This window comes from Rhizobiaceae bacterium (assembly GCA_023953845.1).
In the GTDB taxonomy this organism is placed as follows: Bacteria; Pseudomonadota; Alphaproteobacteria; order Rhizobiales; family Rhizobiaceae; genus Arvimicrobium.
Window position 1 is genome coordinate 3,998,270 of the sequence record JAMLJC010000001.1, and the last position, 22,210, is coordinate 4,020,479.

Below are 22,210 nucleotides of genomic sequence, written 5' to 3' on the forward strand. Positions count from 1 at the left end.
GGAGACGAAATCATGGACATGCCAATCAGTCCCGACGAATGGCGCGTCATCGGCCCGCGTCTGATCGATGAATACACGCGGCTGACCCATGACGCGGTGCGCGATCCGGACAAGGTGAAGGATCTGATGACGACGCTGGTGAACATCGCCGGCCGCACGCGTGACGACACGCGGTCCCCGGAAGAGGATGGCGTGGAGGTGTTCGACATGGTGTGCGCGGCCCATGCGGTGCTTTCGGCCGCCGAACTGTACGGGGACGAGCCGGAGGATCGCGCCATGGCCCGCTGGCTGCGGCACATGGCAATGAGCTACCTGTTCATCGTCGCAAGCCAGATCGGCCAGATGGCCGCGCGGCTCGCGGGCGACATGCCCCGCTCGACCTATCACTGAGCCCTGTAAAGAACAGGTCAAAAACAGGAGCAGCGCAGTGACGGAAGAACTCAGGCTACCATGGAGGCATCGCGGCGGCTTCGATAGTGCAGCCAACCTCAAGGCGTGGCGCAAGTCGGCCGGATGGTCGCAACTGGACCTCGCGAGGGCAGCCGCCGTGCACGTCTCCACCATCAAGTATCACGAGGCAAAGACAGGGCGCATAGGCGGCTGGGCTTGCCAGCGCTTTCGAGAGGCGTTTGAGGCGGCCAACGTCCTCCCGCCTAAGACCCCATCGCCAGACCAATTCTGCGACGCCATAAAAGACTGTGGGGCCACGACGAGAAAAGGCACTCCTTGTCGTGGCAAGGCGATGCCCGGCCGCAACCGATGCAGGCTTCACGGCGGGATGTCCACCGGGCCGAAATCCATCGAGGGCAGAGCGCGCATTGCGGATGCGCAGCGTCAACGATGGCAGCGGTATCGATGCGATGCGGCTTTCGCCGGATAGCTGCGCGTCATGGGGTCTTACGGCCTGTCGATTTTCCCCGCATCACGCGCGCAGGGGAAGGTTCCTTATGAAAAACAATCAAAGTCTATCAAACCGAAGGGCGCTGCATCCGGAGACGGCGCAGCATGTTGCCGGAGGCAAGGGGAACGCGACAACGGACAAGTTGTCCGTCGTTCCATCGTTTGCCGAAGCAACCGCCGCTATCACCAGCACGGACGCCCGCACAGTCCGTCGTGATGCTGAACGTGGGTCCAAGATCAGCGAGCGCGCAGCGGCTATGCTCAACAACATGAGGACTTTGCTATAGTAGCAAGCGAGTAGCAAACCATGCGGCAGCTTCATGGGGTCTTATGGTTGGGGGTATTTCGGGACCAATACGCGCGGGCGCGCGCGCGAGGGCTCGCTGAAGCCAATTCCAGACGCGCCAAGAGGGTTAGGTTCGCCCGGCGTTCGTGGCGAAAAGCGGTCAGCGGGATAGAGGTAAGAGCCCATGGCTGGCACAAATGATATCGGGAAAAAACGGAAGGCTTTGCCGCTGAGAACAGCGCGGGAACAGCGTGAAGCCATATGAGGAATCGATGACGATGGTGGAGCCACCACGTCGAGCGACGCCATTGCAGCGTGATCACCGCCTCCAGGCAGGGCCGGACACACAGAAGCGGCGACCATCTGTCTTACGGATGTACAACGTCGGGTAGCCGGGGATTTCAAGGCACCTGGCCACGCTTGGCCTTCTGTTGTCTGCCACGTCGGCGCGTGCAAAGATTGCAAAGCCTAGAGGGCAAGGCACTTCCCATGCGCCTGGCGGTGTTTGCACTCATCCTTCTCGCGTCGACGTCGGTGACGTTCGGCGATGATCTGCTCGTGCGGAAGGTTTCCGCTGCCCTCGACAAGGCCAAGGTCTGCGGTTTCGAAGTCGATGAAATCCGGCTCGCTGAAGCGATGAACATAGCCACGATGGCGCAGTCCACCCAGGTGAGGACAATAGACGAGAACGCGCCGAACGTGATCGAAGTACCCCCGCCACCGCCACCTTCCGCCTCGACTGGTCCCGCAGAAGCTGAAGAGCCGGAGGGGCCTGTGCCGTTGAGCCTGGGATGCCAAAAGCTGCTCAAGGAATTTGGACCGGACGGCATCGTCTTCGCCGGCCTTCTTCGAGACGAACTGGCCTGCTGCCGGTTTCGTGGACACCGAGATAAGGTGTTTGACGGAACTGGAGAGTGGGAATGCAGAGAAGGAAGTTCAGCCGCGAGTTCAAACTTGAGGCGGTGAGGTTGGTGAAGGATCGAGGCGTTGCTGTTGCGCAGGCTGCCCGTGATCTGGATCTCCACGAGAACGTGCTGCGCAAGTGGGTCAGGGAGTTCGCTGCCGATCGACAGCATGCGTTTCCCGGCCATGGTCAGATGAAGCCAGAGCAGCAGGAGATCGACCGGCTGCGCAAGGAAGTGGCGAAGCTGAAGGCGGAACGCGACATCCTAAAAAAGGCCGCAGCCTACTTCGCGAGGGAAGCGATATGAGATTCGCCTTCATCGCGAAGCACCGTTCGATCTGGCCGGTGGCATGGCTGTGCAGTGCGCTGGACGTCTCCCGCTCGGGCTTCCATGCCTGGCTCAACCGCAGCCCCAGCGCCCGGTCGCGGCGCGACGAGGTGCTCATTCCCCGGATCGACCGCAGCTTCAAGAGCAGCGACCGAACCTATGGCGCCCGTCGTGTCTGGCATGACGTGCTGGCCGAAGGCTTCTCCTGCGGCCTTCATCGTGTCGAAAGGCTCATGCGGGAGAACGGGCTGCGTGCTCGGCCCCGACGCCGTGGATTGCCGAAGGATACGGGCGAGCGAGCCTCCGTGTCGGACAACCTGCTTGACCGCGCATTCGAGGCATCGGCGCCGAACCAGAAGTGGATCGCCGACTTCACCTACATCTGGACCGCCGAGGGATGGCTCTACGTTGCCGCCGTCGTCGACCTGTTCTCCCGCCGTGTCGTGGGTTGGGCGATGAAGGCAGAGATGACGGCCCAGCTCGTGACCGACGCCCTCATCATGGCGATCTGGCGCCGAGGCAAACCCGACAGCCTGCTCCATCACTCGGACCAGGGATCGCAATATACAAGCGAGCAGTTCCAGCGCCTGATGGCCGACCATGGCATCACCTGTTCGATGAGCCGGTCGGGCAACGTCTGGGACAATGCCGCGATGGAGAGCTTCTTCTCGTCGCTGAAAACCGAGCGGACAGCCCGCAAGGTCTACAGGAAAAGGGACGACGCAAGGGCAGATGTGTTCGATTACATCGAGCGCTTCTACAACCCCCGACGGAGGCACTCGACACTGGGCTACCTGAGTCCTGTCGAGTTCGAGGAGAAAGCTATGTTAGCTTAACCTCGTGTCCGAAAAACCGGCAGCAGGCCAAACGGCGCATCTCGGAGCCAGGCGAACCTCTTGTTCCATCACGGCGCGTGAAGGTCTTCAAGGTCGGACCTGACGGGAAGCCCATTCCGGAACATTGATACTGCGAGCCGCTTCGAAATGTCGGCACGCCGGACAAATCATCCACTCTTTCAGGCCTCGATCGATGAGAATCTGTGCCGGGCGGAATTGTCGCCGGCCGACAGGGCGAAGGCGACGGCGCGAAGCAAGGCGATCTATCTGGAACTGCATCCGGAGACGGCGGCCGGAACAGCCGGAGCCGATGCTCGCTGGAATGCAACGGACAACTTGTCCACTGCATCTTTCGCCGAAGCAACCGCTGCCGTCACCGGCACAGATGTCCGCACTGTCCGTCGTGATGCTGAACGCGGCGAGAAGGTGATCGAAGAAGTCATCGACCTCATTCGCGGCACCAAACTCGACACTGGAACCTACCTCGACAAGATCAAGAATCTGACGCCGAACGAGCAAGTCTCCGCCGCATGACGGGACTTGGCCCAAATCAGTGCAAACGCCATTGCCACAAAAAGGCGCCTAACAAGCGCTCGGCGCGCCTAACCCTTGTACGAGGCCATACGAGCAATACCCTTCGACCGTATCCCGTACTTTCGGCAAGTTAATACCCCATCACCCATCGTAGCTCGCTTGCGTCAGCTCTCAACCCTCCTTGGGGGGTGTTCAACAAGCCGGGAACTACCATTGTCTGCAAGAGCGTGGTTTCTTGCTTGTTTATTAGAGCCTTGTTGCGCTTAAGCGCTAAACCAATCAGCATTTTTTCCAGGTATCCAATGTCTCGATGCGCGGATGTGGATGGCCTTGAAAAGGCGCCCCGCGCCTTGGTTGTTCTCGCGTAAAAATACAGCAGCGGGGTTCCCTTCTTCGCGGCCCGTAGAGCGAGCTCGTACTTGTTCAGTTTGTCTTCAGTAACAGCTTCCCGTTTGAAGCTTTGGCGCTCAGCCTTTCCTACGTACCAAGGCTTGATACCTCTGCCCGCCCTAATAGCGAAAACATAGCAACCGCAGGCCTCCGACAGTCCCGGCTCGACACTATCAGCGCTTTCCCAAAACGTTCGACGTTGGTCGGCATCGCGCAGCATTATAAAATCGCTATCGCGTTCAAGCTCCCAAGGTCCACTAGGCCAATACTGCACCCGCTGCTCCTATCAACTTTGTCAGTCCCGTCGATCTCATGGGACTGCGGCTACAATGGCTGCCGCCAATCCGGGATGCGGAGTCTTCAGCCAAATCGGGACCGCTCCCATTGTCAACGCATGCTGAACAAGCGCGTTGTAGGTGCCGCCATAGGATCGACAAGCGTAAATCTGTACATCAGCGTTGGTATTCTGCAGATAAGCGATATTGGTCGTCACCATGCTGATGTTGTCGCCACCCGTAGCAAACCCTATGCTGGCTGCAGAAAGCTGCCCCTGCTTTCGATAGGCTGGAACGGCAATCGTCACATCCCCTGAAGCCATCGAATTAATACCAAGTTGCACCATCGCCGCTCGCATGCCCGTGGTTTTGCCGGTATTCGCAGGGCCAGAGACAAAGATTAAAATCGGCATCATATCCTCTTGGAGCAGCGCGCACGCACAGCACAGTCAAAGCTCGGCGTCATAGGAGGCGGCAAATCGGAAACTGTTGCCGATCTGCTTCCGGCCTTGGCTTCGCGCACGCCTCGTGCCCGCTGCTACCCGCGCCATCGTGTCGACATCGCGTTGCATCGGATCTCTCCGGATTTGGGCTCGGTTCGGATCATTCATCCCCCTTGGCCTTCGGCTTCGCCAGCCGCACACCCACGCCGCCGCCGTTCTCAGGGATGAAGATGACGCCGGCGGCACTCTATCAGTTCTCAAAAATCGTCGCCTGCATCATGACGATATCGCCAAGGTGCCACGCCGTATGCGGCTCCATCAGGTCACCGCGCACACTGACCTCCTCAGCCGCCAATTTCCAAAGGTCACGTGGCTGTTTGCCGTCACCGAACACCAGATGGATGATCCTCGGGGTGACGTTGACGGTCTCGCCCTCCATGTCCTCCATAGAAACGCACACGTCGGCCGTCAGTAGTACCCATCCCCTTACCTCGTGGCCGGCAGGGTGACGCGTCTCCAACTGGGCGAGTTGACCCGTAATCGGCTCGTCGGCCCGCTGGCAATTGGCAAAAGCCGGGCCGCTGGTGGCAATGGCAAGCAGCAAGCCCACTGCGGGAAAACCTACGAGCCTCACGCCGCGTCCCCGGAATTCTGGTAGGTGTAGCTCTGTCGAACCATCTCGCCGTGCGCCGCTGACCAGAATGCTTCTAGCTGGGCTGCTTGCTCCGCTTCTGCCAAACCAAGCCGCGTAAAGTTGGCCTTCATCGCGTCGGTGACTTGTCGGCGGTAATGCTCGGCGTGCCGATCCGTGGTCTTGTCCAGCATCTTCGCGGCGACCTCCCGGATGCGGCCAACCCTGCTCGCCATCGGGAACAACAGCACGGTACACGCGAGCTGTCTATGGGCGAAGGTTGGCAGGCTCGTATCGTCAGCTTTCATGACGCGGCCCTCCCGGCCAGAGTATATATAGCACTTCGGAATCCCGAAATTCGCAAGCCTTTGAAATCATTGAAGGGCATTGTTTCAGGCGCCTCGTTTCACGCGACGAATTTCGGAAACCCGAAGCGGGCGAATTTCGGAAACCCGAAGCGAGGATTTGTTTTTTCGTCCTACTTTCGCTCTGGCGTCGGCCCTTTGCTTACGGACGGCTTCGGACCATAGCCGAGCCTCAGCCATAGTGAACTTTTTCCATTCGTTGGAAGCGGCTGAACCGTCATGTCTTCCGTCGAAGGTTAGCGTGAAAATGGTAGGGTGCGCCGTGCCATTGCCGGCCTTGCCGCGTTCCGCCTTCAGCAGTCCCTTGTAAACAAGTTCATCAAGCGCATCGCCGATATATTCGCCGGTTGCGCCATACTCGATGAACTGCTCGTGGGTAACGACCAGATGGCCATTCTCAAGCCGATTGTGGCCGATGTGCTCTATGATGAGCCGGTCCAGGCATTTTTTCGCGTTGACTGACAAGCTGCGGTAGGCGGGGGATTCCAGAAAGTCGCGAGTGACGGCCATCCATCCGCCCTGATCGGCGGGCGGTCGTGTGTGTCGTTTCACGAGGCTTGCGGTTTTGCCGCCTTCAGTCCTGCTTTTGTCTCTCGGGGAAAATATCGCCATTAAAGGCTAAGGGCTCCGTTACTCGGAAGGCGTGGATTTCGTGGCAAGCCTCACGCCGGGCTGACCGTGGTTGAGAAATTCGATGCCATGATCCTCCAGCGCTCGCTGGACTGCATGCACATTTTGCGCACGACCGGCGATGGGTTCTCCTCCTGCGGCCTCCATACTGCGAATAGTGTTCACGTGAACACCGGCACGCGCTGCGACCTCTTTCTGTTCAAGCCCCGCGAGCGCCCGAGCGGCCTTTAGCTGGTTGCCTGTAGTGAGCATAAGCGGGTGGTCCTAAAAACTGTGTTTGAAACACAGAAAGACGTTGACTAGCAATAAATGTCAATGCTATGTCTGAAACACAGTTAACCGTATCCAACACCTAAGACAAGCCCTGTGCGACGCCCTCCACAGGAACACCCGAGGTTTGCCCCATGCTCAACCGCTCCGCTATTCTCGCCGATGCCTGGGCCACCTATCGCCGCCTTCAGGCTGGCCGTCCCTTCAACCGCAAGACCTTCGGCTTCTACCTCGCCTGCGCATGGGATCGCGCCAAGGCCAAGAAGCTGACCGATGTAGAGCGTCAGCGCCAGCAGATCGAGCGCGAGATCGAGATGCTGAAGTTCAAATCCTTCCGCATCGACATCGGCCGGCGTGAGCAGGCCTTGCGGGCTCAGCTTCAGAAGCTCGCCGCCTAACACGTTCCACACCACCACAATCGAGGAGAATACCGATGCCGAACATCGTTCCGGCAAACGCCCAAGGCTTGCCTGATATCAACCGCCGCCGGCTTCTCGGCAATATCGCCGGGCTGACCGCCGCGTCCGCCGTTGCCGGTGCGACAGCCGCGACCGCAGCGACATATGAGCCGCCCGCCTCCGATAATCTCGACGCCCTGCCGATCAGTGCCTTGTGGGTGCGGGCTATCGAACTGGCGCATGACTTGTCGGAAATACTCGACCGCCTCAATGCTGACGGCGATGCCACGATGGTCGAAATCCACGCCGGCGAGAGCGGCCACGCCCGGGTGCATTTCCGGGAGGCATTGCCGAACGACGCTCGTGGGATGCTTGCATATTATGCCGCGTGCTACCGGCAGACAGCGCAAGCAATCGAGCCGGACGTGACCGAGTGGAGCCACGTCATCTATGCCGATGCAGGCGTCGATTGTCGTTTCGCCCTGATCGGTAATCGGAAGGCGGTGCGGTCATGACCATCAGCCGTCGCCAGTTTCTCCGCAACACCGCTGCCGTCAGCGCTGCCGCCGTCACCGCCGTCGCCCCGACAGTCGCCGACGCCACCGCCCAGATGACCGCCGAAGAGCGTTTCGACTTTCATCTGGCCGAGTTCAAGAAGGCGGCCGAAGAACTGGACCCGCGTATAGGTTCTTGGTGTGTCGCTCGTTTGGCAGATGCTGATCTGAGGTGTTCTCTCGCCATTTCCGCCCATCGCGTGACGGGCCGCTACGAGGGCGATGGCAAATACGAATCCGGCGCGCTTTCAGCTCTCGGCAGGCCGACGATCTACGATGTCGCGCTTCTGGCGGATCGCGTTGACGGCCATCGGATGTTCAGCGTCCGGACTTCAATGGATCGCATGGTTCTGGCTGAGCCCCGGCTGAACACGTTCATCGGCAGGAGGGTGTCATGAACGCCATCACCCTCCACCAGAACCTTGATGATCTGCCGGCAGCGTATGGCCTGATCTACCGTGGTCACGACATCGAGCCCGAGTTCCGCAACGGCGATATGCTCTGTTTTGAAAAGAACGGTGATGCCGAAGCTGGCGATGTCGTCGCCGTATGGCTCCGCCCCGAGCATGTCCGCGAAGGTCGATCCCAAGTCGCGGTCTACCGGGTTCACATGCCTTTGCCGCCCGGCTTCGTCCTGCCTTTCGACATGGACCCGGACGCCGAATGCATGCCGGTTCTCATCCTGCTCAGTTTGAGCGATCCGAAAAGGGTCGCGCCTTTCCCGGCCGACCGGTTGCTTGGCGTGCACCGCCTCGCATCGGTCGTCTTCAGGGAGAGCGAGGGCGAGGAAGGAGGTGAGCAATGAACGCCCTCGCACCCGCCCCGGAATACCGCGCTCTGATGCTGTTCGACCGGCTCCCGGCCGGCTGCATCAGCTTCCAGTGTAAGGACGTGGGCTCCATGCCGCATGTCAGGCCCGGCGAGTTCGTGGTGGTCGATACCGCCGTGCGGACGCCGATTGCCGGGGAACTGTTCGTCATCAAGTTCGGTCCTGAGCTTGGTCATCACCGCATCTGCATGGTGAGACGCGGCGCAGGCTTTGGCCGTGTTGACGGATGGCGCGTTGGAGCGGTGACCAACGATTTGCTTTCGGCTGGCTATCAAAAGCTCCGCTCAAGAACCGACCTCACTCAGGTCGAAAAGAACATCCTTCACATTCAGGCCCACAACGCAGTCGGCGCATGGACAGAAGGTCCGTACGACGACACTGGCAAAAGCTACGAGCATCTGTGCTCCTGCCTCGTCGGACAGGTCATCGGCCTCTATCAGCCGAAGGGAGGCGCGACATGAACATCCGCGCCGACATACCGACGCCATCCACCCGCCGCAGCATCGAGGATGCGATAGAACGCCTGCTGGCCCTGCTGGACAGGCTGGAGGGCGATCCGGACCTTGAGGCGAACGGCGACGAACACGACGCCAGTTGGCCTGAAGGCTACACTGGAGCCAGCTTCGGTGCCGCCTGCGAGGATGACGAGGACGGCCACGACGCCGAGGCGGACAAGGCCGACGCCGAGCCGGAGCTTGGCTGGACCGAGGACATCAACCAAACCACGTCGCTGCTCGTGCGGGACGGTGGGGCGGAGGGCGGAGAACCCTTCCTCGGTTGGCCTGAAACCTGCGGGCAGGGCCAGGATGAGTACGACGCCGGCAGCAAGCCGGCGCCCGGCATCGATCCGGCGGGCGACGCAATTGATGGTCCTTCGTTCGATTTCCGGGGCGACGGGCATCCGATTGCAAAGAAGGAACTGCGCAAGGCCAAGCCGCGCAAGGAACCGAGGATGATCGGAGAGAAACGGCGGCTGTTGGCTGACGGCTCCTTCTTCACGACCTTCGTCAGTTCCGACACTGGTTATGTGGTCCGCGCCGGGCGGAAGAGGAGACTGGCCGATCTGAGCGGCAAGGGACAGCCGAAGGGGATCATATGAGCGTCGCCGTCATGATCGCCGAGGCCATCGCCACCGGCAAGCTTCGCCGCATTCCCCTCGGCGTTTCCGGATTGGACCCTGTGACGCAGAGACCATGGCCTTCTTTCGAGGCTGCGTTGGCCGCAACGGAACGCAGCCGCGAGATTGCCGCCTGTCCGAGACTGCCGTCTCCGGCAGTGCGAAGAGCCCGGCGGGACAATTGGGCCACACCGGAGAAGGATGCTTTGATCCGACAGATGGTGCGGGACTGTTTCAGTATGCAGCAGATCGCCGCCCGGCTCGACGTGGGCTCGACCTCCGTCATTTACCGGCGCTGCGTCAAGCTAGGCATCGAGACATCCCGCCGCCGGCTGAAGAGCGTCGCGCGGCAAAACTACTATATTGAGACGCCTATATGACGCCGTTTGACGGATGCTCTGCGAAGCCCGGTGGAAAGGCACCCAGCAGGCTTCAAGGAAGGAGGAAGCGGCTAGACCGCCTACGTCTTGATTGGAAGCTGATTGATCTCTACGCTCGCACAAAGAAGTCGCTTCGGCCTCTGAACAGGATCGTCATTATCCGCATAACGGAGTTCTCAGATGGAAAACGGAGGTTTGGCAGGTCCACCCGAGTCGGCAAGGACCGTGTCGATGGCCTTAGCGGAGTTCATCTGCAAGCTTACGCGCTTAGCTCTGCGGCAGATCGTGGTAGCAGTGCTTCTGTCATCTGCCCTCGTCCTGCCTCCGGCGCTCGCGCAAACTCACAATCACGACGCCGCGTCACAATCGGACGGCACGGTGGCCCAACCGGCAACCGAGGCCCCAGCAGTTTCAGGCGCAGGCGGTGCGGTCAGCTATCACAGCGCCACCATCTTCACCTTACGGACAGGGATCGCCGAGGGACGAATGGTCTATATCGGCGTCGGCGGCGACATAGACGGCAAGGTCAACCCGACCCTGATGGTCCATGAAGGCGAACTGGTGCAGATCAACCTGATCAACGGCGAGGGCGCCGAGCACGACATCGTGCTCGACCAGTACGCCGCCAGATCTTCGATCGTCGTTGGGAAAAATGCCTCCTCGACGTTCTCCTTCATTGCCAACAAGGTCGGCGAGTTTGCATATTTCTGCTCGATCGCGGGCCACCGCGCAGCTGGCATGGAAGGGCTCATCCACGTGATGCCCGGGCCTCGCGAGGCGATGGACACGGAGGCGGCCGATATCGTCCGTGATCCGGCAGACCTGCCGGGACCGATCGCTCAGCGGCCGCCACAGGTAATGCGCATCGATCTGGAGACGGTGGAGTTAAAAGGCCGCCTCGATGACGGTACCTCCTATGTCTACTGGACGTTCAACAGCAAGGTTCCGGGACCGATGCTTCGCGTACGTGTCGGCGACACGGTCGAGGTTCACATCAAGAATGCGGCCGACAGCGTGATGATGCATTCGGTCGACTTCCATGCTGCGACCGGCCCCGGGGGTGGCGCTGACTTTACCCAGATTGCGCCCGGAGAGGAGGCGGTCGTCACGTTCAAGGCATTGAAGGCTGGTATCTTTGTCTATCATTGCGCCACGCCCAGTGTCGCCCATCACATCACGAGCGGCATGTACGGGCTGATCCTAGTGGAACCGGAAGGCGGCCTGCCGCAGGTCGATCGTGAATTCTACGTCATGCAGGGCGAGCTCTATACCGTCGAACCCTTCGGGACGCAGGGCGAAATGGAGATGGACTATGACAAGCTGATTTCCGAGCGGCCGGAATACTTCCTCTTTAACGGCTCGGTCGGTGCTCTCACCAAGTCGCACCCTCTCTATGCCAATGCCGGCGAGACGGTTCGCATCTTTTTCGGTGTGGGCGGCCCGAACTACACGTCGTCGTTCCACGTCATCGGCGAGATATTCGATCACGTCTATGAGTTGGGAAGCCTCACGTCGCCTCCGCTGACCGGCGTACAGACGGTGCTCGTTCCACCCGGCGGAGCAACGGTCGTCGATTTCAAGATCGACCGCGGCGGACACTACGTGCTGGTAGATCACGCGCTGTCGCGAGCCGAGAGGGGGCTTGCCGGTTATCTGATCGTTGACGGGCCGAAGGACGATGACATCATGCACGCCGGTCCGGCCAAGGAATAACGACCGGGCGCGTGCAGCCTTCTACCTAGCCGGGCCAAACGCCCGGCTTTTCTTTGCATAACCACCTAGCAGGCTAGCCCACTGCCATGGCGGCCGCGTCTGGACTTACTCCATGCGATCCTTCGTAAACGCCATTTGGAACGAATTGCCACCAGCAGGACGATATGGGAGATTAACGGGCGTTGGAGGATGAGGGCAATGCGTAGGATACCTATCGCCGTTGCTTTGTTCATGACAGTGATGCCTGCGGCCTACTGTCAGGAGGATAAGCTCATCCTCGAACAGTTCCAGAAAATGGGTTTGCCGGAGCCTGATCTGAAGGCATTGAAAGAGGCGAGACAGCAGCGCGGTCTTGAGGCGAAAGTGCTTCTGGTCATCAATGTTTCCAGAGCCTGCCCCGGTTATCTCGTAGATGATCGTAGGCTTATGGACATTTTGGCGACAGCAGGGTCCAGCACCACGCCAACGATGCTTATGGAGATCAATCAGAATTCCAAATCGCAGGCAGCGAGTGCAGACGAGCCGAGGCCAATCGACTGCTCCAATATCTTTGCGCGGTTTGGCCATTCGGGATCCGAGTTGATTGACGCACTCGTACCCGTCCCAGTTCTACTCGCTGCCACCGAGCCAACCGCTGATTCCGCTCGCTAGCTCCTGCCCTACGGACTGTCATTTTTGTCATTTAAGTCAATTTTGTCATTGGGGGGGGGTGAGGCTGGGTTTTGTCGGTTAAGTCGGTTTTGTCGGTAGGGGTAAAGGCCATCTACCGGAGGCAGCCAAGGCGTTTCTTTAGCCCCTAAAGGGAGGGGAGCCTGCCGGAGCATAGGCCAAAGTGTCGCAAACGTCGCAAGTGTCGCAAGCCCCGATCCCGATTTCAGCGATTGCAGGGAGGGGTTTTGAAGGTTTTGAGGGTGCCTGCTCTGGCGATTATGTGAAAATTCGCGCCGCTGCGCCACCGGTCGCAACACCGGGCTTACCACCACCAAGGCCGCCGCGTTCCCGTCCGGGCGCGGCGGCTTTTTGCGTTGATGGCTATTGCCACGATCATGCGCCTCGGCGAGATATGTCGCCAGCATTGAGGGGCAACAGCATGCGGCGATACGATGAATACGGATATCTCTCATCCAGCGATCTGGACATGTTGACCAGGGTCTTGGATGCGATGACGCCCGCCGACGCGACCTATGAAGAGCGTCATGCGCGGGCAGCCACCATCGTGACCCTGTTTCAGTCGGGTCTCGACACCGAAGAGAAGTTGATCGCAGAACTGATGGGCCGGGCGGAGTAGGCTTTCTCATCCGAAACGGATGGGCGCTGCCTCATTCCATATCCCCGATCCGCCCATGCTCGAAAAGGATCGTCGGCTCGCCGTATTCGCCAAGCTGCGGATTGGCCTCACGCGACCATGCCAGCACGCCGGCATGCTTGTCGACCAGCGCCTTCGCGGTCCTGATCGCCCGATCCTCGCTCATCTGCTCTGCCGGGCCGAACGCGATCTGCAGTTCGCCCTCCTCGTCCTCGTCGAAGGCCACGACGACGATCAGCTTCGGCAGTTTGGGCTGGGGCGTGATGCTGGACATGGGCGCTCCTCCACGGAGAAAGATGTGGTCCGAGGCGGCGAAACGTCAACGGTGGCGATGAGGGGAGGGAACGGGCGGGCCGCAAGGTCATTCGAGACGAATCCACACCGGAGCGTGGTCGCTTGCTCCATCTTTTCCCCGAAACGCCTTGTCCACTCCTGCATCCCTAAGCCGCTCGGCGAGCCCATGGCTTAGAAGCGCGTGATCGAGACGCAGACCGGCATCTCGCTCCCAGCGCTGTCGTTTGTAATCCCAGAAAGTGTAGACCCTGTCCTTTGGATGCTTTGCCCGAACGGCATCGACCCATGAGCGACCGACAAGGCTGGCGAATGCGGCCCGGCTTTCAGGTTGAACCAAGGCGTCGTCGTTCCAGGATTTTGTCGGGTAGATGTCGATCGCCGTAGGGGCGACGTTGAAGTCTCCCAACAGAGCGATGGGCGCTCCTGTCTTGCGGAGCGCCGTCGCGTGCCGTTTGAGACGCGCCAGCCAGGCGAGCTTGTAATCGAACTTTGGTCCGGGCTGAGGATTGCCGTTTGGGGCGTAGATGCAGGCTACCAGAATACCTTTCACCGCCGCCTCGATATACCGCGCCTGCTGGTCGGCCGGATCGCCCGGGAGTCTGTCGCGCGTGAGCACCGGTTCGGAGCCGCGCGACAGAATGGCGACGCCGTTCCACGACTTCTGACCTACCCAGGCCGATTGACAACCCTGCCTCTGAAGAGCTTGCTCGGGAAAGCCGTCCTGCGGCGCCTTCAACTCCTGCAAACAAACAATGTCAGGCTTTCGGAACGCCAGCCACTCCATCAGGTTCGGCAGCCGGCGATTGACGTTGTTGATATTGAAGGTCGCAAGCAGCATGGGCGTTCGCGTCATAACGGCGGCAAATCGGCAACAATTGCCGATTTAGGATGCGCTTCGGCCGCACACCCGATTTCTGTCAATTAAGTCAAATGTCAATTGGGGCAGGGACTGTCCTGTAGGTCGGGTTTCACCGCCCGGAGCATCCTGTTCACAATTTCAGCACGGCCCGACGTGCGCCGTTCACTGTACGTCATGAGCGTGGAGCGTGCGAAGCAGTCTCAGAGGAGGCAGGGTCGAGTTGCGATTCGAAATGGGGAAAAGCGCGACTCGGTGCGAATTTCGCGCGCCGTGACGCCCCGGTGACGCCCCGAGAGTGGCAATGACCGAGTGAACTCGGTTAATCCCACGAAATCCCGTTTAATATCAGCTAGTTCGCTGGTCGGAGTGGCAGGATTCGAACCTGCGACCCCCTGATCCCAAATCAGGTGCGCTACCAGGCTGCGCTACACTCCGGGGCCTTGCGCGCTCTGCCTAGTGGCTTCGCGGGCCGAACGCAAGGCGTATTCGAACGATCCGGATCAGTTCGCCGCGGCGGCAGCCGCGAGGCCGAGCGCGAGGTCCGCTTTGAGATCCCCGATATCCTCCAGGCCGATCTGAAGTCGGATGACCGGGCCTTCATAGGGGCCTTTGGCGACGGTGCGATCACCGAGGAAGACCGGGACCGCGAGGCTCTCGAAACCGCCCCACGAATAGCCGAGGCCGAATACCTTCAACGCGTCCAGAAAGGCGTGGGACTGACGCTCGCCACCGCCGTCGAGCACGATGGAAAAAATGCCGCTGGAGCCGGAGAAGTCCCGCTTCCACAGCGCATGGTCCGGATGGCTGGGCAGGGCAGGGTGCAGAACGCGGGCAACGCCCGCTTGCGTCTCCAGCCAGGCCGCGATGTCGAGCGCGCTTTTCTGATGATGCGCAAGACGGACGCCCATGGTGCGCAGGCCGCGCAATGTCTGGTAGACGTCGTCCGGGCCTGAGCAGGCTCCGAGCGTCACGAAACCATCGTACAGCGTCTTCCAGCAGGCTTCGTTGGCCGAGACCGTGCCGATCAGCACGTCCGAGTGCCCGGCCGGATACTTGGTTGCGGCATGGATGGAAATGTCGACCCCATGATCGAGCGGGCGGAAATAGAGCGGCGTCGCCCAGGTATTGTCCATCATGACGATCGCGCCCGCCTTCCTGGACGCGGCGGCGATGGCCGGAATGTCCTGCACTTCGAACGTGTTGGAGCCCGGCGATTCGGTGAACACGACCTTCGTGTTCGGCCTGAACAGGGCAGCGATGCCGCCGCCGAGGCGCGGGTCATAGTACTCGACTTCCACGCCGAGGCGCTTCAGCATCGTGTTGGCGAAGTGGCGGGTGGGACCATAGACGGAATCGACGATCAGAAGGTGATCGCCGGCTGCGAGAAAGGAAAGAAGCGGCACCGTCACCGCCGCCAGCCCCGACGGTACGACGATCGTGCCGGCTGAGCCTTCGAGTTCGTTCACCGCGTTCGCCAGCGCGTCGGTCGTCGGGGTGCCGCGGGTTCCGTAGGTGTAGCGCTGGTTGCGCTCTGCCATCGAGCGGGCGTTGGCGAACAGCACCGTCGACGCATGGACAACCGGCGGGTTCACGAAGCCGAAGAACTCGCGCGGGTCGTTTCCCATATGGGCGAGCCGCGTGTTGATGCCTTGGCTCGCAGAGGTCGCTTCTGCCATTTTCTATCCGTTCGATGGTTGTGTCGGCGGTGTTTGGCCCATTCGCGCCGCGAGAGCAAATGGCCAGCGCGCACGATCGGTAAGTGCAGCCGACCGGCCCGCGTAATCCTTTAGTCGAGTTTTCGCATTGGCAAGCCAGTTGTTTCCTTCGGATCGACGCCAGCCCGAAGAAATTTTGCCGATGCGTGAAGCAGCGCGCGATCCATTCGCACTTGACCCCGCAGCGATAATCGCCTTCGATATCGTTTCTGCTTGGGGAAGGCAGAGTGACGGACGGGTGTTAAGGGCCTCGACTGTGCCTCTAAAGGGCAAGCCGCCTTCCGGGACCGGGCTCACGAAGACGCAAGTCTTGGAAAGAAGGGAAAAAGGGAAATGAAAAAGATTCTCACAGGGATGCTGGCGATGGCCGCCGTCGGGATGACGGCGTCGGTCGCTTCAGCGGGAACGCTGGAAGACGTGAAGGCCAAGGGCTTCATCCAGTGCGGCGTGAACACCAGCCTCGCCGGGTTCTCCTCGCCGAACGACAAGGGCGAGTGGACGGGTCTGGACGTGGACTTCTGCCGCGCCGTGGCCGCAGCCGTCTTCGGCGACGGCACCAAGGTGAAGTTCACCGGCCTGTCGGCCAAGGACCGCTTCACCGCTCTGCAGTCCGGCGAAGTCGACATCCTGTCGCGCAACACGACCTGGACGATCAGCCGCGACACCGCGCTCGGCCTGAACTTCGGCGGCGTCACCTACTATGACGGCCAGGGCTTCATGATCAACGCGAAGAAGCTGCCGGGCGTGAATTCGGCGCTGCAGCTCTCGGGTGCTGCGGTCTGCGTGCAGTCCGGCACGACGACTGAGCTGAACCTCGCCGACTACTTCAAGGCGAACAAGATGGAGTACAACCCCGTCGTGTTCGAGAAGTTCGAGGAGGCCAACGCCGCCTACGACGCCGGCCGCTGTGACGCCTACACCACCGACCAGTCCGGTCTCTACGCCGTGCGCCTGCAGATGGCCGCGCCGGACGATCACGTCGTGCTGCCGGAGATCATCTCCAAGGAGCCGCTCGGTCCGTCGGTGCGCCAGGGCGACGACAAGTGGTTCGACGTGGTGAAGTGGACCTATTACGCGCTGCTCAACGCGGAAGAGGCAGGCATCACGCAGGCCAATGTCGAGGAGATGAAGAACTCCGAGAACCCGGATATCCGTCGTCTGCTCGGCGTCGAAGCCGAAACGAAGATCGGCACCGATCTCGGGCTGTCCAACGACTGGGTCGTCAACATCGTCAAGGCGACCGGCAACTACGGCGAAATCTTCGAGCGCAACGTCGGCACCGGCAGCCCGCTGAAGATCGCTCGCGGCATCAATGCGCTCTGGACCAAGGGCGGCCTGCAATACGGCATGCCCATCCGCTAACCGGCGGAACGAGCCGGCCGGAGGGGATTTCTCCTCCGGTCCATCGGCGCAGGACGGTGCGGATCAACAGGCCGGCCGTCCCACGCCTTATGTCATAGGAAGGGGAACCCTGTGGCGGTACGCGATACAATCGAGGCGGACCAACCTTCGCGGGGATCCCTGATCTACGATCCGAAGGTCCGCGGTCTCGTCTTTCAGGTCGTCCTGATCGTCCTTCTGGCGCTCGGCATCTGGTGGATCGTCGACAACACCATCGAGAACCTGCGCCGTTCCAACATCTCGACCGGATTTGCCTTCCTCAGGGGGCGCGCCGGCTTCGACATTTCCGACCGGCTGATCGACTACAGCTCCGATTCTTCCTACGGACGCGCGCTGGTCATCGGCATGCTCAACACGGCGATGGTGGCGATCGTCGGCATCATCGCGGCGACCATCATAGGCTTTCTCGTTGGCATCGGGCGCTTGTCGAACAACTGGCTGATCCGCAAGATCGCCACCGTCTATGTCGAACTTTTCCGCAACATACCGCCGCTGCTCGTCATCCTGTTCTGGTATCAGGGCGTGCTGGCGCTGCTGCCGGCTGTGCGCGACAGCTACGCGCTGCCCTTCGGCTCGTTTCTCAACAGCCGCGGTTTCTATTTTCCGCGCTTCGTGTGGGGAGAAGGGGCGTGGCTGGTGCTCGCGGGTCTCGCCGTGGGCATCGCGCTCAGCGTCTTCGTGGCTCGCCGCGCGCGCATCCGGCAGGAGGCGACCGGGCAGCAGTTCCCCGTCTTCTGGACGAGCGTTGCGCTGATCGTCGGCTTGCCGCTGATCGGCCTCGTTCTCGCCGGTATTCCGGTCACGCTCGACTATCCGCAGAAGGGAACCTTCAATCTCACCGGCGGCACCAACGTCAAGCCGGAGTTCCTGTCGCTCTTCCTCGCGCTGTCCTTCTACACGGCGTCCTTCATCGCCGAGATCGTGCGCGCCGGCATACTTGGCGTGAGCAGGGGCCAAAGCGAGGCGGCGGCGGCGCTCGGGCTGAGATCGGGACAGTCGCTCAGGCTCGTCGTCATACCGCAGGCGATGCGCATCATCATCCCGCCGCTCACCAGCCAGTATCTCAACCTGACGAAGAATTCGTCGCTGGCGGTGGCGATCGGCTACCCGGACCTCTACGCGATCGGCGGCACGATCCTCAACCAGACCGGACAGGCGATCGAGGTCGTTGTGATCTTCATGGTCGTCTATCTCGGTCTCAGCCTCCTGACGTCGCTGTTCATGAACTGGTTCAACAACAAGATGGCGCTGAAGGAGAGATGATCCATGCAGGAACATGATCTCTCCTGGGTACGGACCGAAATGGCGCTGGCGCAGGACGCGCCGCGCTCCCATGTCGGACCGGGGGCATGGGCCCGCAAGAACCTGTTCGCCACGCCGGTCGACTCGGCGCTGTCGGTGCTGGCGCTGCTCGCCGTAGCCTGGTTCCTGCCGCAGATCCTCAACTGGCTGTTCTTCAGCGCGGTGTGGAGCGGCACGGACCGCACGGCCTGCCTGACCGTCGATCAGGGCGGCCAGTTGCCCGCCGGGTGGTCCGGGGCCTGCTGGCCCTTCGTGTTCAACCGTTTCGGCTACTTCATGTTCGGCCGCTATCCGCTGGACGAGCGCTGGCGCGTGATCCTGTGTGGCATAATCTTCCTCGCGCTGCTTGTGCCGCTGCTCACGCCGCGCGTGCCGTTCAAGCGCCTCAACGCGATCCTGTTCTTCGCGGTCTTCCCGTTCGTGGCGTTCTTCCTGCTGGTCGGCGGATGGTTCGGCCTGCCTTACGTCGAGACCCCGCTCTGGGGCGGATTGATGGTCACGCTGGTGCTTTCCTATGTCGGCATCGTCGTGTCGCTGCCGCTCGGCATATTGCTGGCGCTGGGGCGCCGGTCGAAGATGCCGATCGTCAAGCTGCTCTCGGTGATACTCATCGAGACGGTGCGCGGGGTGCCGCTGGTGACGGTGCTGTTCATGGCCGCCTTCATGCTGCCGCTCTTCGTGCCGCCCGGCATGACCTTCGACAAACTGCTGAGGGCGCTGATCGGCGTGGCGCTATTCTCGTCGGCCTACATGGCCGAGGTCATTCGCGGCGGCCTTCAGGCGATCCCGAAGGGCCAGTACGAAGGTGCGGATTCGCTCGGCCTCGGCTACTGGCAGAAGATGAGCCTGATCGTCATGCCGCAGGCCCTGAAACTGGTGATCCCGGGCATCGTCAACTCGTTCATCAGCCTGTTCAAGGACACGACGCTGGTGCTGATCATCTCGATGTTTGATCTGCTCGGCGTCGTGAAGCAGAGCATTTCGGGCGATCCGACCTGGGCGACGCCGCAGACCGCGAAAACCGGCTATGTCTTTGCGGCCGCTATTTTCTGGGTGTTCTGCTTCGGGATGTCGCGTTACTCTCAGTATATGGAACGGCGGCTCGATACGGGCCATCGCAAATAGCCCGCAAAGGGCGCTAGGGGAAACAGCACATGGCAATAGAAAATGCCGTCGCCGCCGAGGAAATCCAGGTCGATCGGTCGAAAATGCAGATCTCGACCACCGACGTGGCCGTCGAGATCGTCGGGATGCACAAGTGGTACGGCGAGTTCCACGTCCTGAAGGACATCAACCTCAAGGTCATGCGCGGCGAACGCATCGTCATCTGCGGCCCGTCCGGCTCCGGCAAGTCGACGCTGATCCGCTGCATCAACCGGCTCGAGGAGCATCAGAAGGGCAAGATCGTCGTCGACGGCATCGAACTGACCAACGACCTGAAGCGCATCGACGAGGTGCGCCGCGAGGTTGGCATGGTGTTCCAGCACTTCAACCTCTTCCCGCACCTGACGATCCTGGAGAACTGCACGCTGGCGCCGATCTGGGTGCGCAAGATCCCGAAGAAGCAGGCCGAGGAAACGGCCATGCATTTTCTGCGCCGCGTCAAGATTCCCGAGCAGGCGAACAAGTATCCGGGACAGCTTTCCGGCGGCCAGCAGCAGCGCGTGGCGATCGCGCGCTCGCTGTGCATGAACCCGCGCATCATGCTCTTCGACGAGCCGACTTCCGCGCTTGACCCGGAGATGATCAAGGAAGTGCTGGAGACCATGGTCGGACTCGCCGAAGAGGGCATGACCATGCTGTGCGTCACGCACGAGATGGGTTTTGCGCGCAAGGTCGCCAACCGGGTGATCTTCATGGATCAGGGCCAGATCGTCGAGCAGAACACGCCGGTCGAGTTCTTCGACCACCCGCAGCACGAGCGTACGAAGCTGTTCCTGTCGCAGATATTGCATTGAGGGAAAGCGAATAGGGAATAGGCTGCAGAGCGGACGGACAGAGCTTGCGAGCGGAACGCGCCTGCGTTTCATACTCGCTACTCGCTACTCGCTACTCATTCGCCACCCATACAACCAATCCAGATCGGCGGCGAGGCTTTCGCCGCCGCGAAGCTTCAGCACCAGATTGCGCGCCAGAGCGACTGGGCCTGCCGCGTGCCAGGCAAGCCGGTTGAGCGAGGCGCGGCGGCGGGCTTTCGCCACGCGCTCGCGCCGCTCGCGCTCCCATGCGGAAAGCGCGTCCGACAGGTCGTCGCGGCTTCGGGCCACGGCATCGGCCAGCGTGACGGCATCCTCGATCGCCATGGCGGCGCCCTGAGCCGCATAGGGCGTCATCGCATGGGCGGCGTCGCCGATAAGCGCGACGCCCTGCGGGACAGTCCATCGGGGCCGCGTATCGACGCGGTAGATCGGCCAGCTTGCCCACACGGGGGTATTTTCGAGAAGCTGCCGGAGCGGCGTAGCGCAACGGGCGAGCCCGCGTTTCAACGCGGCGTCCGAAGGCGGATGCGCTCCATCGGGCGAATCGCCGTGGGTAAAGGCGACGATATTGACGGTCTGGCCGGCCCGCAGCGGGTAGGCGATCAGATGGAAGCCGGGCTGGAGACAGGCGCTGATCTCGCGCGGCGAGCGGGAGGCGAATGGCCGGCCCGCCGGGCTGTCCGCCGCGATGGTGGCGCGCCAGGCGATCTCTCCGGCAAATGTCGCGTCGGCCGATCGCCCGCCCAGAGCGCGCACCGCCGAATGGACGCCGTCCGCGCCGACGAGAAGCCGGCATGGGAATTCGTGCCGCCGCCCGCCAATATCGACGGATACGGTGACGCCGCGGGCATGCAGCGCGGCATCGCGGACAGGCGCATCGAGCGTCAGGCTGATGTCGGCTTCACGCCCCACACGCGCCAGCAGGGCGCTTTGCAGGTCTGCCCGATGCGCTACCAGATAGGGCGCTCCCCAGCGCTCGCGCGCGGTTGCGCCGAGCGGAATGCGGCCAAGCTCGGCGAAGGAGGCGCCGTCCCGCAGGACGACGGCGGCCGGCTCCACCGCCACGGGCTTCAGCAGCGCGGTGACGCCGAGCAGGTCCAGCAGCCGGGTGGCATTCGGAGACAACTGGAGACCGGCGCCGGCCTCTTCGAGCCGGGGCGCCCGGTCGAAGACATGAACCGAAAAGCCTTTCGCGGCGAATGCAAGCGCGGCGGTCAGCCCGGCGATCCCGGCACCCGCGATCACGACCTGACGGGACGCCGCACTGGACATGGCCTGTGCGACTACGCGGCCTTTTCGTGAAAGATGCAGCCGGCGGGGCGCGTTTCGGTCGCTTTGAGAGTATGGTCGTAGCGATAAAGGGTCGAGCAATAAGGGCAGATCTTCTCGTCGTCGTCGCCCATGTCGAGGAAAACGTGCGGATGATCGAACGGCGCATCGGCGCCCACGCACATGAATTCCTTCACGCCGATCTCGATCAGCTTGTGCCCTGCATCGTTCTGGAAATGCGGGATAGCGCCGCCAGCCATGGCTTGTCTCCTGAAACCGCTCGTCATGCGTTTGGCGCAGGC

29 protein-coding genes and 1 tRNA gene are annotated in these 22,210 nt (G+C 61.4%); 18 read left to right on the forward strand and 12 right to left on the reverse strand.

What is annotated here, in order from left to right; all coding sequences use genetic code 11:
- Nucleotides 1-12 precede the first annotated feature (12 nt).
- The 4 genes from M9955_19740 to M9955_19755 all read left to right on the forward strand — a co-directional run bounded on the left by M9955_19740 (nucleotide 13) and on the right by M9955_19755 (nucleotide 3,788).
- Nucleotides 13-390, forward strand: a complete 378-nt coding sequence (locus tag M9955_19740) for a hypothetical protein (protein MCO5083876.1) — start codon at nucleotides 13-15, stop codon at nucleotides 388-390.
- A gap of 1,285 nt (nucleotides 391-1,675) precedes the next feature.
- Nucleotides 1,676-2,152, forward strand: coding sequence for a hypothetical protein (locus M9955_19745; GenBank protein ID MCO5083877.1), 477 nt, complete (start codon nucleotides 1,676-1,678; stop codon nucleotides 2,150-2,152).
- Nucleotides 2,107-3,254, forward strand: a protein-coding gene (locus tag M9955_19750) for an IS3 family transposase (protein ID MCO5083878.1) whose coding sequence is annotated in 2 segments (ribosomal slippage) — nucleotides 2,107-2,356 and nucleotides 2,356-3,254 — 1,149 coding nt in all. Because the reading frame shifts where the segments join, the coding sequence is not laid out codon by codon here. The genes M9955_19745 and M9955_19750 overlap by 46 nt, the downstream gene beginning before the upstream one ends.
- A gap of 147 nt (nucleotides 3,255-3,401) precedes the next feature.
- On the forward strand, nucleotides 3,402-3,788 hold the full coding sequence (locus M9955_19755; protein MCO5083879.1) for a hypothetical protein: 387 nt from the start codon (nucleotides 3,402-3,404) through the stop codon (nucleotides 3,786-3,788).
- 130 nt (nucleotides 3,789-3,918) lie between these two features.
- Here M9955_19755 and M9955_19760 read toward each other — a convergent pair whose 3' ends face one another.
- From M9955_19760 to M9955_19785, 6 genes are all read right to left on the reverse strand, one after another.
- Nucleotides 3,919-4,398, reverse strand: coding sequence for a hypothetical protein (locus tag M9955_19760; GenBank protein ID MCO5083880.1), 480 nt, complete (start codon nucleotides 4,396-4,398; stop codon nucleotides 3,919-3,921).
- A 90-nt stretch (nucleotides 4,399-4,488) separates the two neighbouring features.
- The gene (locus M9955_19765) at nucleotides 4,489-4,866 is read right to left on the reverse strand and encodes a hypothetical protein (GenBank protein ID MCO5083881.1); all 378 of its coding nucleotides are present in this window, start codon (nucleotides 4,864-4,866) and stop codon (nucleotides 4,489-4,491) included.
- A gap of 280 nt (nucleotides 4,867-5,146) precedes the next feature.
- Nucleotides 5,147-5,506 carry a hypothetical protein gene (locus M9955_19770; protein MCO5083882.1) on the reverse strand — a complete coding sequence of 120 codons (360 nt, stop codon included), beginning with the start codon at nucleotides 5,504-5,506 and terminating at the stop codon, nucleotides 5,147-5,149.
- Nucleotides 5,507-5,526: 20 nt separating this feature from the next.
- On the reverse strand, nucleotides 5,527-5,835 hold the full coding sequence (locus M9955_19775; protein ID MCO5083883.1) for a DUF6074 family protein: 309 nt from the start codon (nucleotides 5,833-5,835) through the stop codon (nucleotides 5,527-5,529).
- An 84-nt stretch (nucleotides 5,836-5,919) separates the two neighbouring features.
- Complete coding sequence (locus tag M9955_19780; GenBank protein MCO5083884.1) at nucleotides 5,920-6,504, reverse strand: hypothetical protein; 585 nt, start codon at nucleotides 6,502-6,504, stop codon at nucleotides 5,920-5,922.
- Nucleotides 6,505-6,522: 18 nt separating this feature from the next.
- Nucleotides 6,523-6,774: a helix-turn-helix domain-containing protein gene (locus M9955_19785; GenBank protein MCO5083885.1), complete on the reverse strand. Its 252-nt coding sequence runs from the start codon at nucleotides 6,772-6,774 to the stop codon at nucleotides 6,523-6,525.
- A gap of 152 nt (nucleotides 6,775-6,926) precedes the next feature.
- Here M9955_19785 and M9955_19790 point away from each other — a divergent pair, with 152 nt between their 5' ends.
- The 10 genes from M9955_19790 (at nucleotide 6,927) to M9955_19835 (ending at nucleotide 13,071) form a co-directional block, all read left to right on the forward strand.
- Nucleotides 6,927-7,190 carry a hypothetical protein gene (locus tag M9955_19790; protein ID MCO5083886.1) on the forward strand — a complete coding sequence of 88 codons (264 nt, stop codon included), beginning with the start codon at nucleotides 6,927-6,929 and terminating at the stop codon, nucleotides 7,188-7,190.
- Nucleotides 7,191-7,225: 35 nt separating this feature from the next.
- Nucleotides 7,226-7,705, forward strand: coding sequence for a hypothetical protein (locus M9955_19795; protein ID MCO5083887.1), 480 nt, complete (start codon nucleotides 7,226-7,228; stop codon nucleotides 7,703-7,705).
- Nucleotides 7,702-8,142 carry a twin-arginine translocation signal domain-containing protein gene (locus M9955_19800; GenBank protein ID MCO5083888.1) on the forward strand — a complete coding sequence of 147 codons (441 nt, stop codon included), beginning with the start codon at nucleotides 7,702-7,704 and terminating at the stop codon, nucleotides 8,140-8,142. Before M9955_19795 ends, M9955_19800 begins: the two co-directional genes overlap by 4 nt.
- Nucleotides 8,139-8,549: a S24 family peptidase gene (locus tag M9955_19805; GenBank protein MCO5083889.1), complete on the forward strand. Its 411-nt coding sequence runs from the start codon at nucleotides 8,139-8,141 to the stop codon at nucleotides 8,547-8,549. Before M9955_19800 ends, M9955_19805 begins: the two co-directional genes overlap by 4 nt.
- Nucleotides 8,546-9,034 (forward strand): hypothetical protein, encoded by a 489-nt coding sequence (locus M9955_19810; GenBank protein MCO5083890.1) that lies wholly within the window; start codon nucleotides 8,546-8,548, stop codon nucleotides 9,032-9,034. The genes M9955_19805 and M9955_19810 overlap by 4 nt, the downstream gene beginning before the upstream one ends.
- Nucleotides 9,031-9,672 (forward strand): hypothetical protein, encoded by a 642-nt coding sequence (locus tag M9955_19815; GenBank protein ID MCO5083891.1) that lies wholly within the window; start codon nucleotides 9,031-9,033, stop codon nucleotides 9,670-9,672. Before M9955_19810 ends, M9955_19815 begins: the two co-directional genes overlap by 4 nt.
- Nucleotides 9,669-10,070: a hypothetical protein gene (locus M9955_19820; GenBank protein ID MCO5083892.1), complete on the forward strand. Its 402-nt coding sequence runs from the start codon at nucleotides 9,669-9,671 to the stop codon at nucleotides 10,068-10,070. Before M9955_19815 ends, M9955_19820 begins: the two co-directional genes overlap by 4 nt.
- Before the next feature lie 231 nt (nucleotides 10,071-10,301).
- Nucleotides 10,302-11,783: a copper-containing nitrite reductase gene (gene nirK, locus M9955_19825; GenBank protein MCO5083893.1), complete on the forward strand. Its 1,482-nt coding sequence runs from the start codon at nucleotides 10,302-10,304 to the stop codon at nucleotides 11,781-11,783.
- A gap of 198 nt (nucleotides 11,784-11,981) precedes the next feature.
- On the forward strand, nucleotides 11,982-12,434 hold the full coding sequence (locus M9955_19830) for a hypothetical protein (GenBank protein ID MCO5083894.1): 453 nt from the start codon (nucleotides 11,982-11,984) through the stop codon (nucleotides 12,432-12,434).
- Between the two features lie 439 nt (nucleotides 12,435-12,873).
- Nucleotides 12,874-13,071: a hypothetical protein gene (locus M9955_19835; GenBank protein ID MCO5083895.1), complete on the forward strand. Its 198-nt coding sequence runs from the start codon at nucleotides 12,874-12,876 to the stop codon at nucleotides 13,069-13,071.
- A 31-nt stretch (nucleotides 13,072-13,102) separates the two neighbouring features.
- Here M9955_19835 and M9955_19840 read toward each other — a convergent pair whose 3' ends face one another.
- From M9955_19840 to M9955_19855, 4 genes are all read right to left on the reverse strand, one after another.
- Nucleotides 13,103-13,363: a hypothetical protein gene (locus M9955_19840; protein MCO5083896.1), complete on the reverse strand. Its 261-nt coding sequence runs from the start codon at nucleotides 13,361-13,363 to the stop codon at nucleotides 13,103-13,105.
- Between the two features lie 87 nt (nucleotides 13,364-13,450).
- Nucleotides 13,451-14,221, reverse strand: a complete 771-nt coding sequence (gene xth / locus M9955_19845) for an exodeoxyribonuclease III (GenBank protein ID MCO5083897.1) — start codon at nucleotides 14,219-14,221, stop codon at nucleotides 13,451-13,453.
- A gap of 379 nt (nucleotides 14,222-14,600) precedes the next feature.
- Nucleotides 14,601-14,677: transfer RNA gene (locus tag M9955_19850), tRNA-Pro, on the reverse strand.
- A gap of 65 nt (nucleotides 14,678-14,742) precedes the next feature.
- Complete coding sequence (locus M9955_19855; protein MCO5083898.1) at nucleotides 14,743-15,918, reverse strand: cystathionine beta-lyase; 1,176 nt, start codon at nucleotides 15,916-15,918, stop codon at nucleotides 14,743-14,745.
- Nucleotides 15,919-16,290: 372 nt separating this feature from the next.
- Between M9955_19855 and M9955_19860 the strand changes: the two genes are divergently transcribed.
- The 4 genes from M9955_19860 to M9955_19875 all read left to right on the forward strand — a co-directional run bounded on the left by M9955_19860 (nucleotide 16,291) and on the right by M9955_19875 (nucleotide 20,618).
- Nucleotides 16,291-17,319, forward strand: a complete 1,029-nt coding sequence (locus M9955_19860; protein ID MCO5083899.1) for an amino acid ABC transporter substrate-binding protein — start codon at nucleotides 16,291-16,293, stop codon at nucleotides 17,317-17,319.
- Between the two features lie 111 nt (nucleotides 17,320-17,430).
- Nucleotides 17,431-18,621: an amino acid ABC transporter permease gene (locus M9955_19865; GenBank protein ID MCO5083900.1), complete on the forward strand. Its 1,191-nt coding sequence runs from the start codon at nucleotides 17,431-17,433 to the stop codon at nucleotides 18,619-18,621.
- 3 nt (nucleotides 18,622-18,624) lie between these two features.
- Nucleotides 18,625-19,785 carry an amino acid ABC transporter permease gene (locus M9955_19870; GenBank protein MCO5083901.1) on the forward strand — a complete coding sequence of 387 codons (1,161 nt, stop codon included), beginning with the start codon at nucleotides 18,625-18,627 and terminating at the stop codon, nucleotides 19,783-19,785.
- A gap of 83 nt (nucleotides 19,786-19,868) precedes the next feature.
- Nucleotides 19,869-20,618 carry an amino acid ABC transporter ATP-binding protein gene (locus M9955_19875; protein ID MCO5083902.1) on the forward strand — a complete coding sequence of 250 codons (750 nt, stop codon included), beginning with the start codon at nucleotides 19,869-19,871 and terminating at the stop codon, nucleotides 20,616-20,618.
- Between the two features lie 84 nt (nucleotides 20,619-20,702).
- Here M9955_19875 and M9955_19880 read toward each other — a convergent pair whose 3' ends face one another.
- Together M9955_19880 and M9955_19885 are read right to left on the reverse strand one after the other, a co-directional pair.
- Entirely contained in the window at nucleotides 20,703-21,911 is a 1,209-nt protein-coding gene (locus M9955_19880; protein ID MCO5083903.1) for an FAD-dependent monooxygenase, read from the reverse strand.
- Between the two features lie 11 nt (nucleotides 21,912-21,922).
- On the reverse strand, nucleotides 21,923-22,168 hold the full coding sequence (locus M9955_19885; protein MCO5083904.1) for a zinc-finger domain-containing protein: 246 nt from the start codon (nucleotides 22,166-22,168) through the stop codon (nucleotides 21,923-21,925).
- Between the last annotated feature and the right edge of the window lie 42 nt (nucleotides 22,169-22,210).

What these genes read in the sequence shown, in the direction of transcription:
- M9955_19740 (MCO5083876.1), top strand. Translation starts at nt 13, where the DNA reads ATGGACATGCCAATCAGTCCCGACGAATGGCGCGTCATCGGCCCGCGT.
- M9955_19745 (MCO5083877.1), top strand. Translation starts at nt 1,676, where the DNA reads ATGCGCCTGGCGGTGTTTGCACTCATCCTTCTCGCGTCGACGTCGGTG.
- M9955_19755 (MCO5083879.1), top strand. Translation starts at nt 3,402, where the DNA reads ATGTCGGCACGCCGGACAAATCATCCACTCTTTCAGGCCTCGATCGAT.
- M9955_19760 (MCO5083880.1), bottom strand. Translation starts at nt 4,398, where the DNA reads ATGCTGCGCGATGCCGACCAACGTCGAACGTTTTGGGAAAGCGCTGAT.
- M9955_19765 (MCO5083881.1), bottom strand. Translation starts at nt 4,866, where the DNA reads ATGCCGATTTTAATCTTTGTCTCTGGCCCTGCGAATACCGGCAAAACC.
- M9955_19775 (MCO5083883.1), bottom strand. Translation starts at nt 5,835, where the DNA reads ATGAAAGCTGACGATACGAGCCTGCCAACCTTCGCCCATAGACAGCTC.
- M9955_19780 (MCO5083884.1), bottom strand. Translation starts at nt 6,504, where the DNA reads ATGGCGATATTTTCCCCGAGAGACAAAAGCAGGACTGAAGGCGGCAAA.
- M9955_19785 (MCO5083885.1), bottom strand. Translation starts at nt 6,774, where the DNA reads ATGCTCACTACAGGCAACCAGCTAAAGGCCGCTCGGGCGCTCGCGGGG.
- M9955_19790 (MCO5083886.1), top strand. Translation starts at nt 6,927, where the DNA reads ATGCTCAACCGCTCCGCTATTCTCGCCGATGCCTGGGCCACCTATCGC.
- M9955_19795 (MCO5083887.1), top strand. Translation starts at nt 7,226, where the DNA reads ATGCCGAACATCGTTCCGGCAAACGCCCAAGGCTTGCCTGATATCAAC.
- M9955_19800 (MCO5083888.1), top strand. Translation starts at nt 7,702, where the DNA reads ATGACCATCAGCCGTCGCCAGTTTCTCCGCAACACCGCTGCCGTCAGC.
- M9955_19805 (MCO5083889.1), top strand. Translation starts at nt 8,139, where the DNA reads ATGAACGCCATCACCCTCCACCAGAACCTTGATGATCTGCCGGCAGCG.
- M9955_19810 (MCO5083890.1), top strand. Translation starts at nt 8,546, where the DNA reads ATGAACGCCCTCGCACCCGCCCCGGAATACCGCGCTCTGATGCTGTTC.
- M9955_19815 (MCO5083891.1), top strand. Translation starts at nt 9,031, where the DNA reads ATGAACATCCGCGCCGACATACCGACGCCATCCACCCGCCGCAGCATC.
- M9955_19820 (MCO5083892.1), top strand. Translation starts at nt 9,669, where the DNA reads ATGAGCGTCGCCGTCATGATCGCCGAGGCCATCGCCACCGGCAAGCTT.
- nirK (MCO5083893.1), top strand. Translation starts at nt 10,302, where the DNA reads ATGGCCTTAGCGGAGTTCATCTGCAAGCTTACGCGCTTAGCTCTGCGG.
- M9955_19830 (MCO5083894.1), top strand. Translation starts at nt 11,982, where the DNA reads ATGCGTAGGATACCTATCGCCGTTGCTTTGTTCATGACAGTGATGCCT.
- M9955_19835 (MCO5083895.1), top strand. Translation starts at nt 12,874, where the DNA reads ATGCGGCGATACGATGAATACGGATATCTCTCATCCAGCGATCTGGAC.
- M9955_19840 (MCO5083896.1), bottom strand. Translation starts at nt 13,363, where the DNA reads ATGTCCAGCATCACGCCCCAGCCCAAACTGCCGAAGCTGATCGTCGTC.
- xth (MCO5083897.1), bottom strand. Translation starts at nt 14,221, where the DNA reads ATGCTGCTTGCGACCTTCAATATCAACAACGTCAATCGCCGGCTGCCG.
- M9955_19855 (MCO5083898.1), bottom strand. Translation starts at nt 15,918, where the DNA reads ATGGCAGAAGCGACCTCTGCGAGCCAAGGCATCAACACGCGGCTCGCC.
- M9955_19860 (MCO5083899.1), top strand. Translation starts at nt 16,291, where the DNA reads ATGAAAAAGATTCTCACAGGGATGCTGGCGATGGCCGCCGTCGGGATG.
- M9955_19870 (MCO5083901.1), top strand. Translation starts at nt 18,625, where the DNA reads ATGCAGGAACATGATCTCTCCTGGGTACGGACCGAAATGGCGCTGGCG.
- M9955_19875 (MCO5083902.1), top strand. Translation starts at nt 19,869, where the DNA reads ATGCAGATCTCGACCACCGACGTGGCCGTCGAGATCGTCGGGATGCAC.
- M9955_19880 (MCO5083903.1), bottom strand. Translation starts at nt 21,911, where the DNA reads ATGTCCAGTGCGGCGTCCCGTCAGGTCGTGATCGCGGGTGCCGGGATC.
- M9955_19885 (MCO5083904.1), bottom strand. Translation starts at nt 22,168, where the DNA reads ATGGCTGGCGGCGCTATCCCGCATTTCCAGAACGATGCAGGGCACAAG.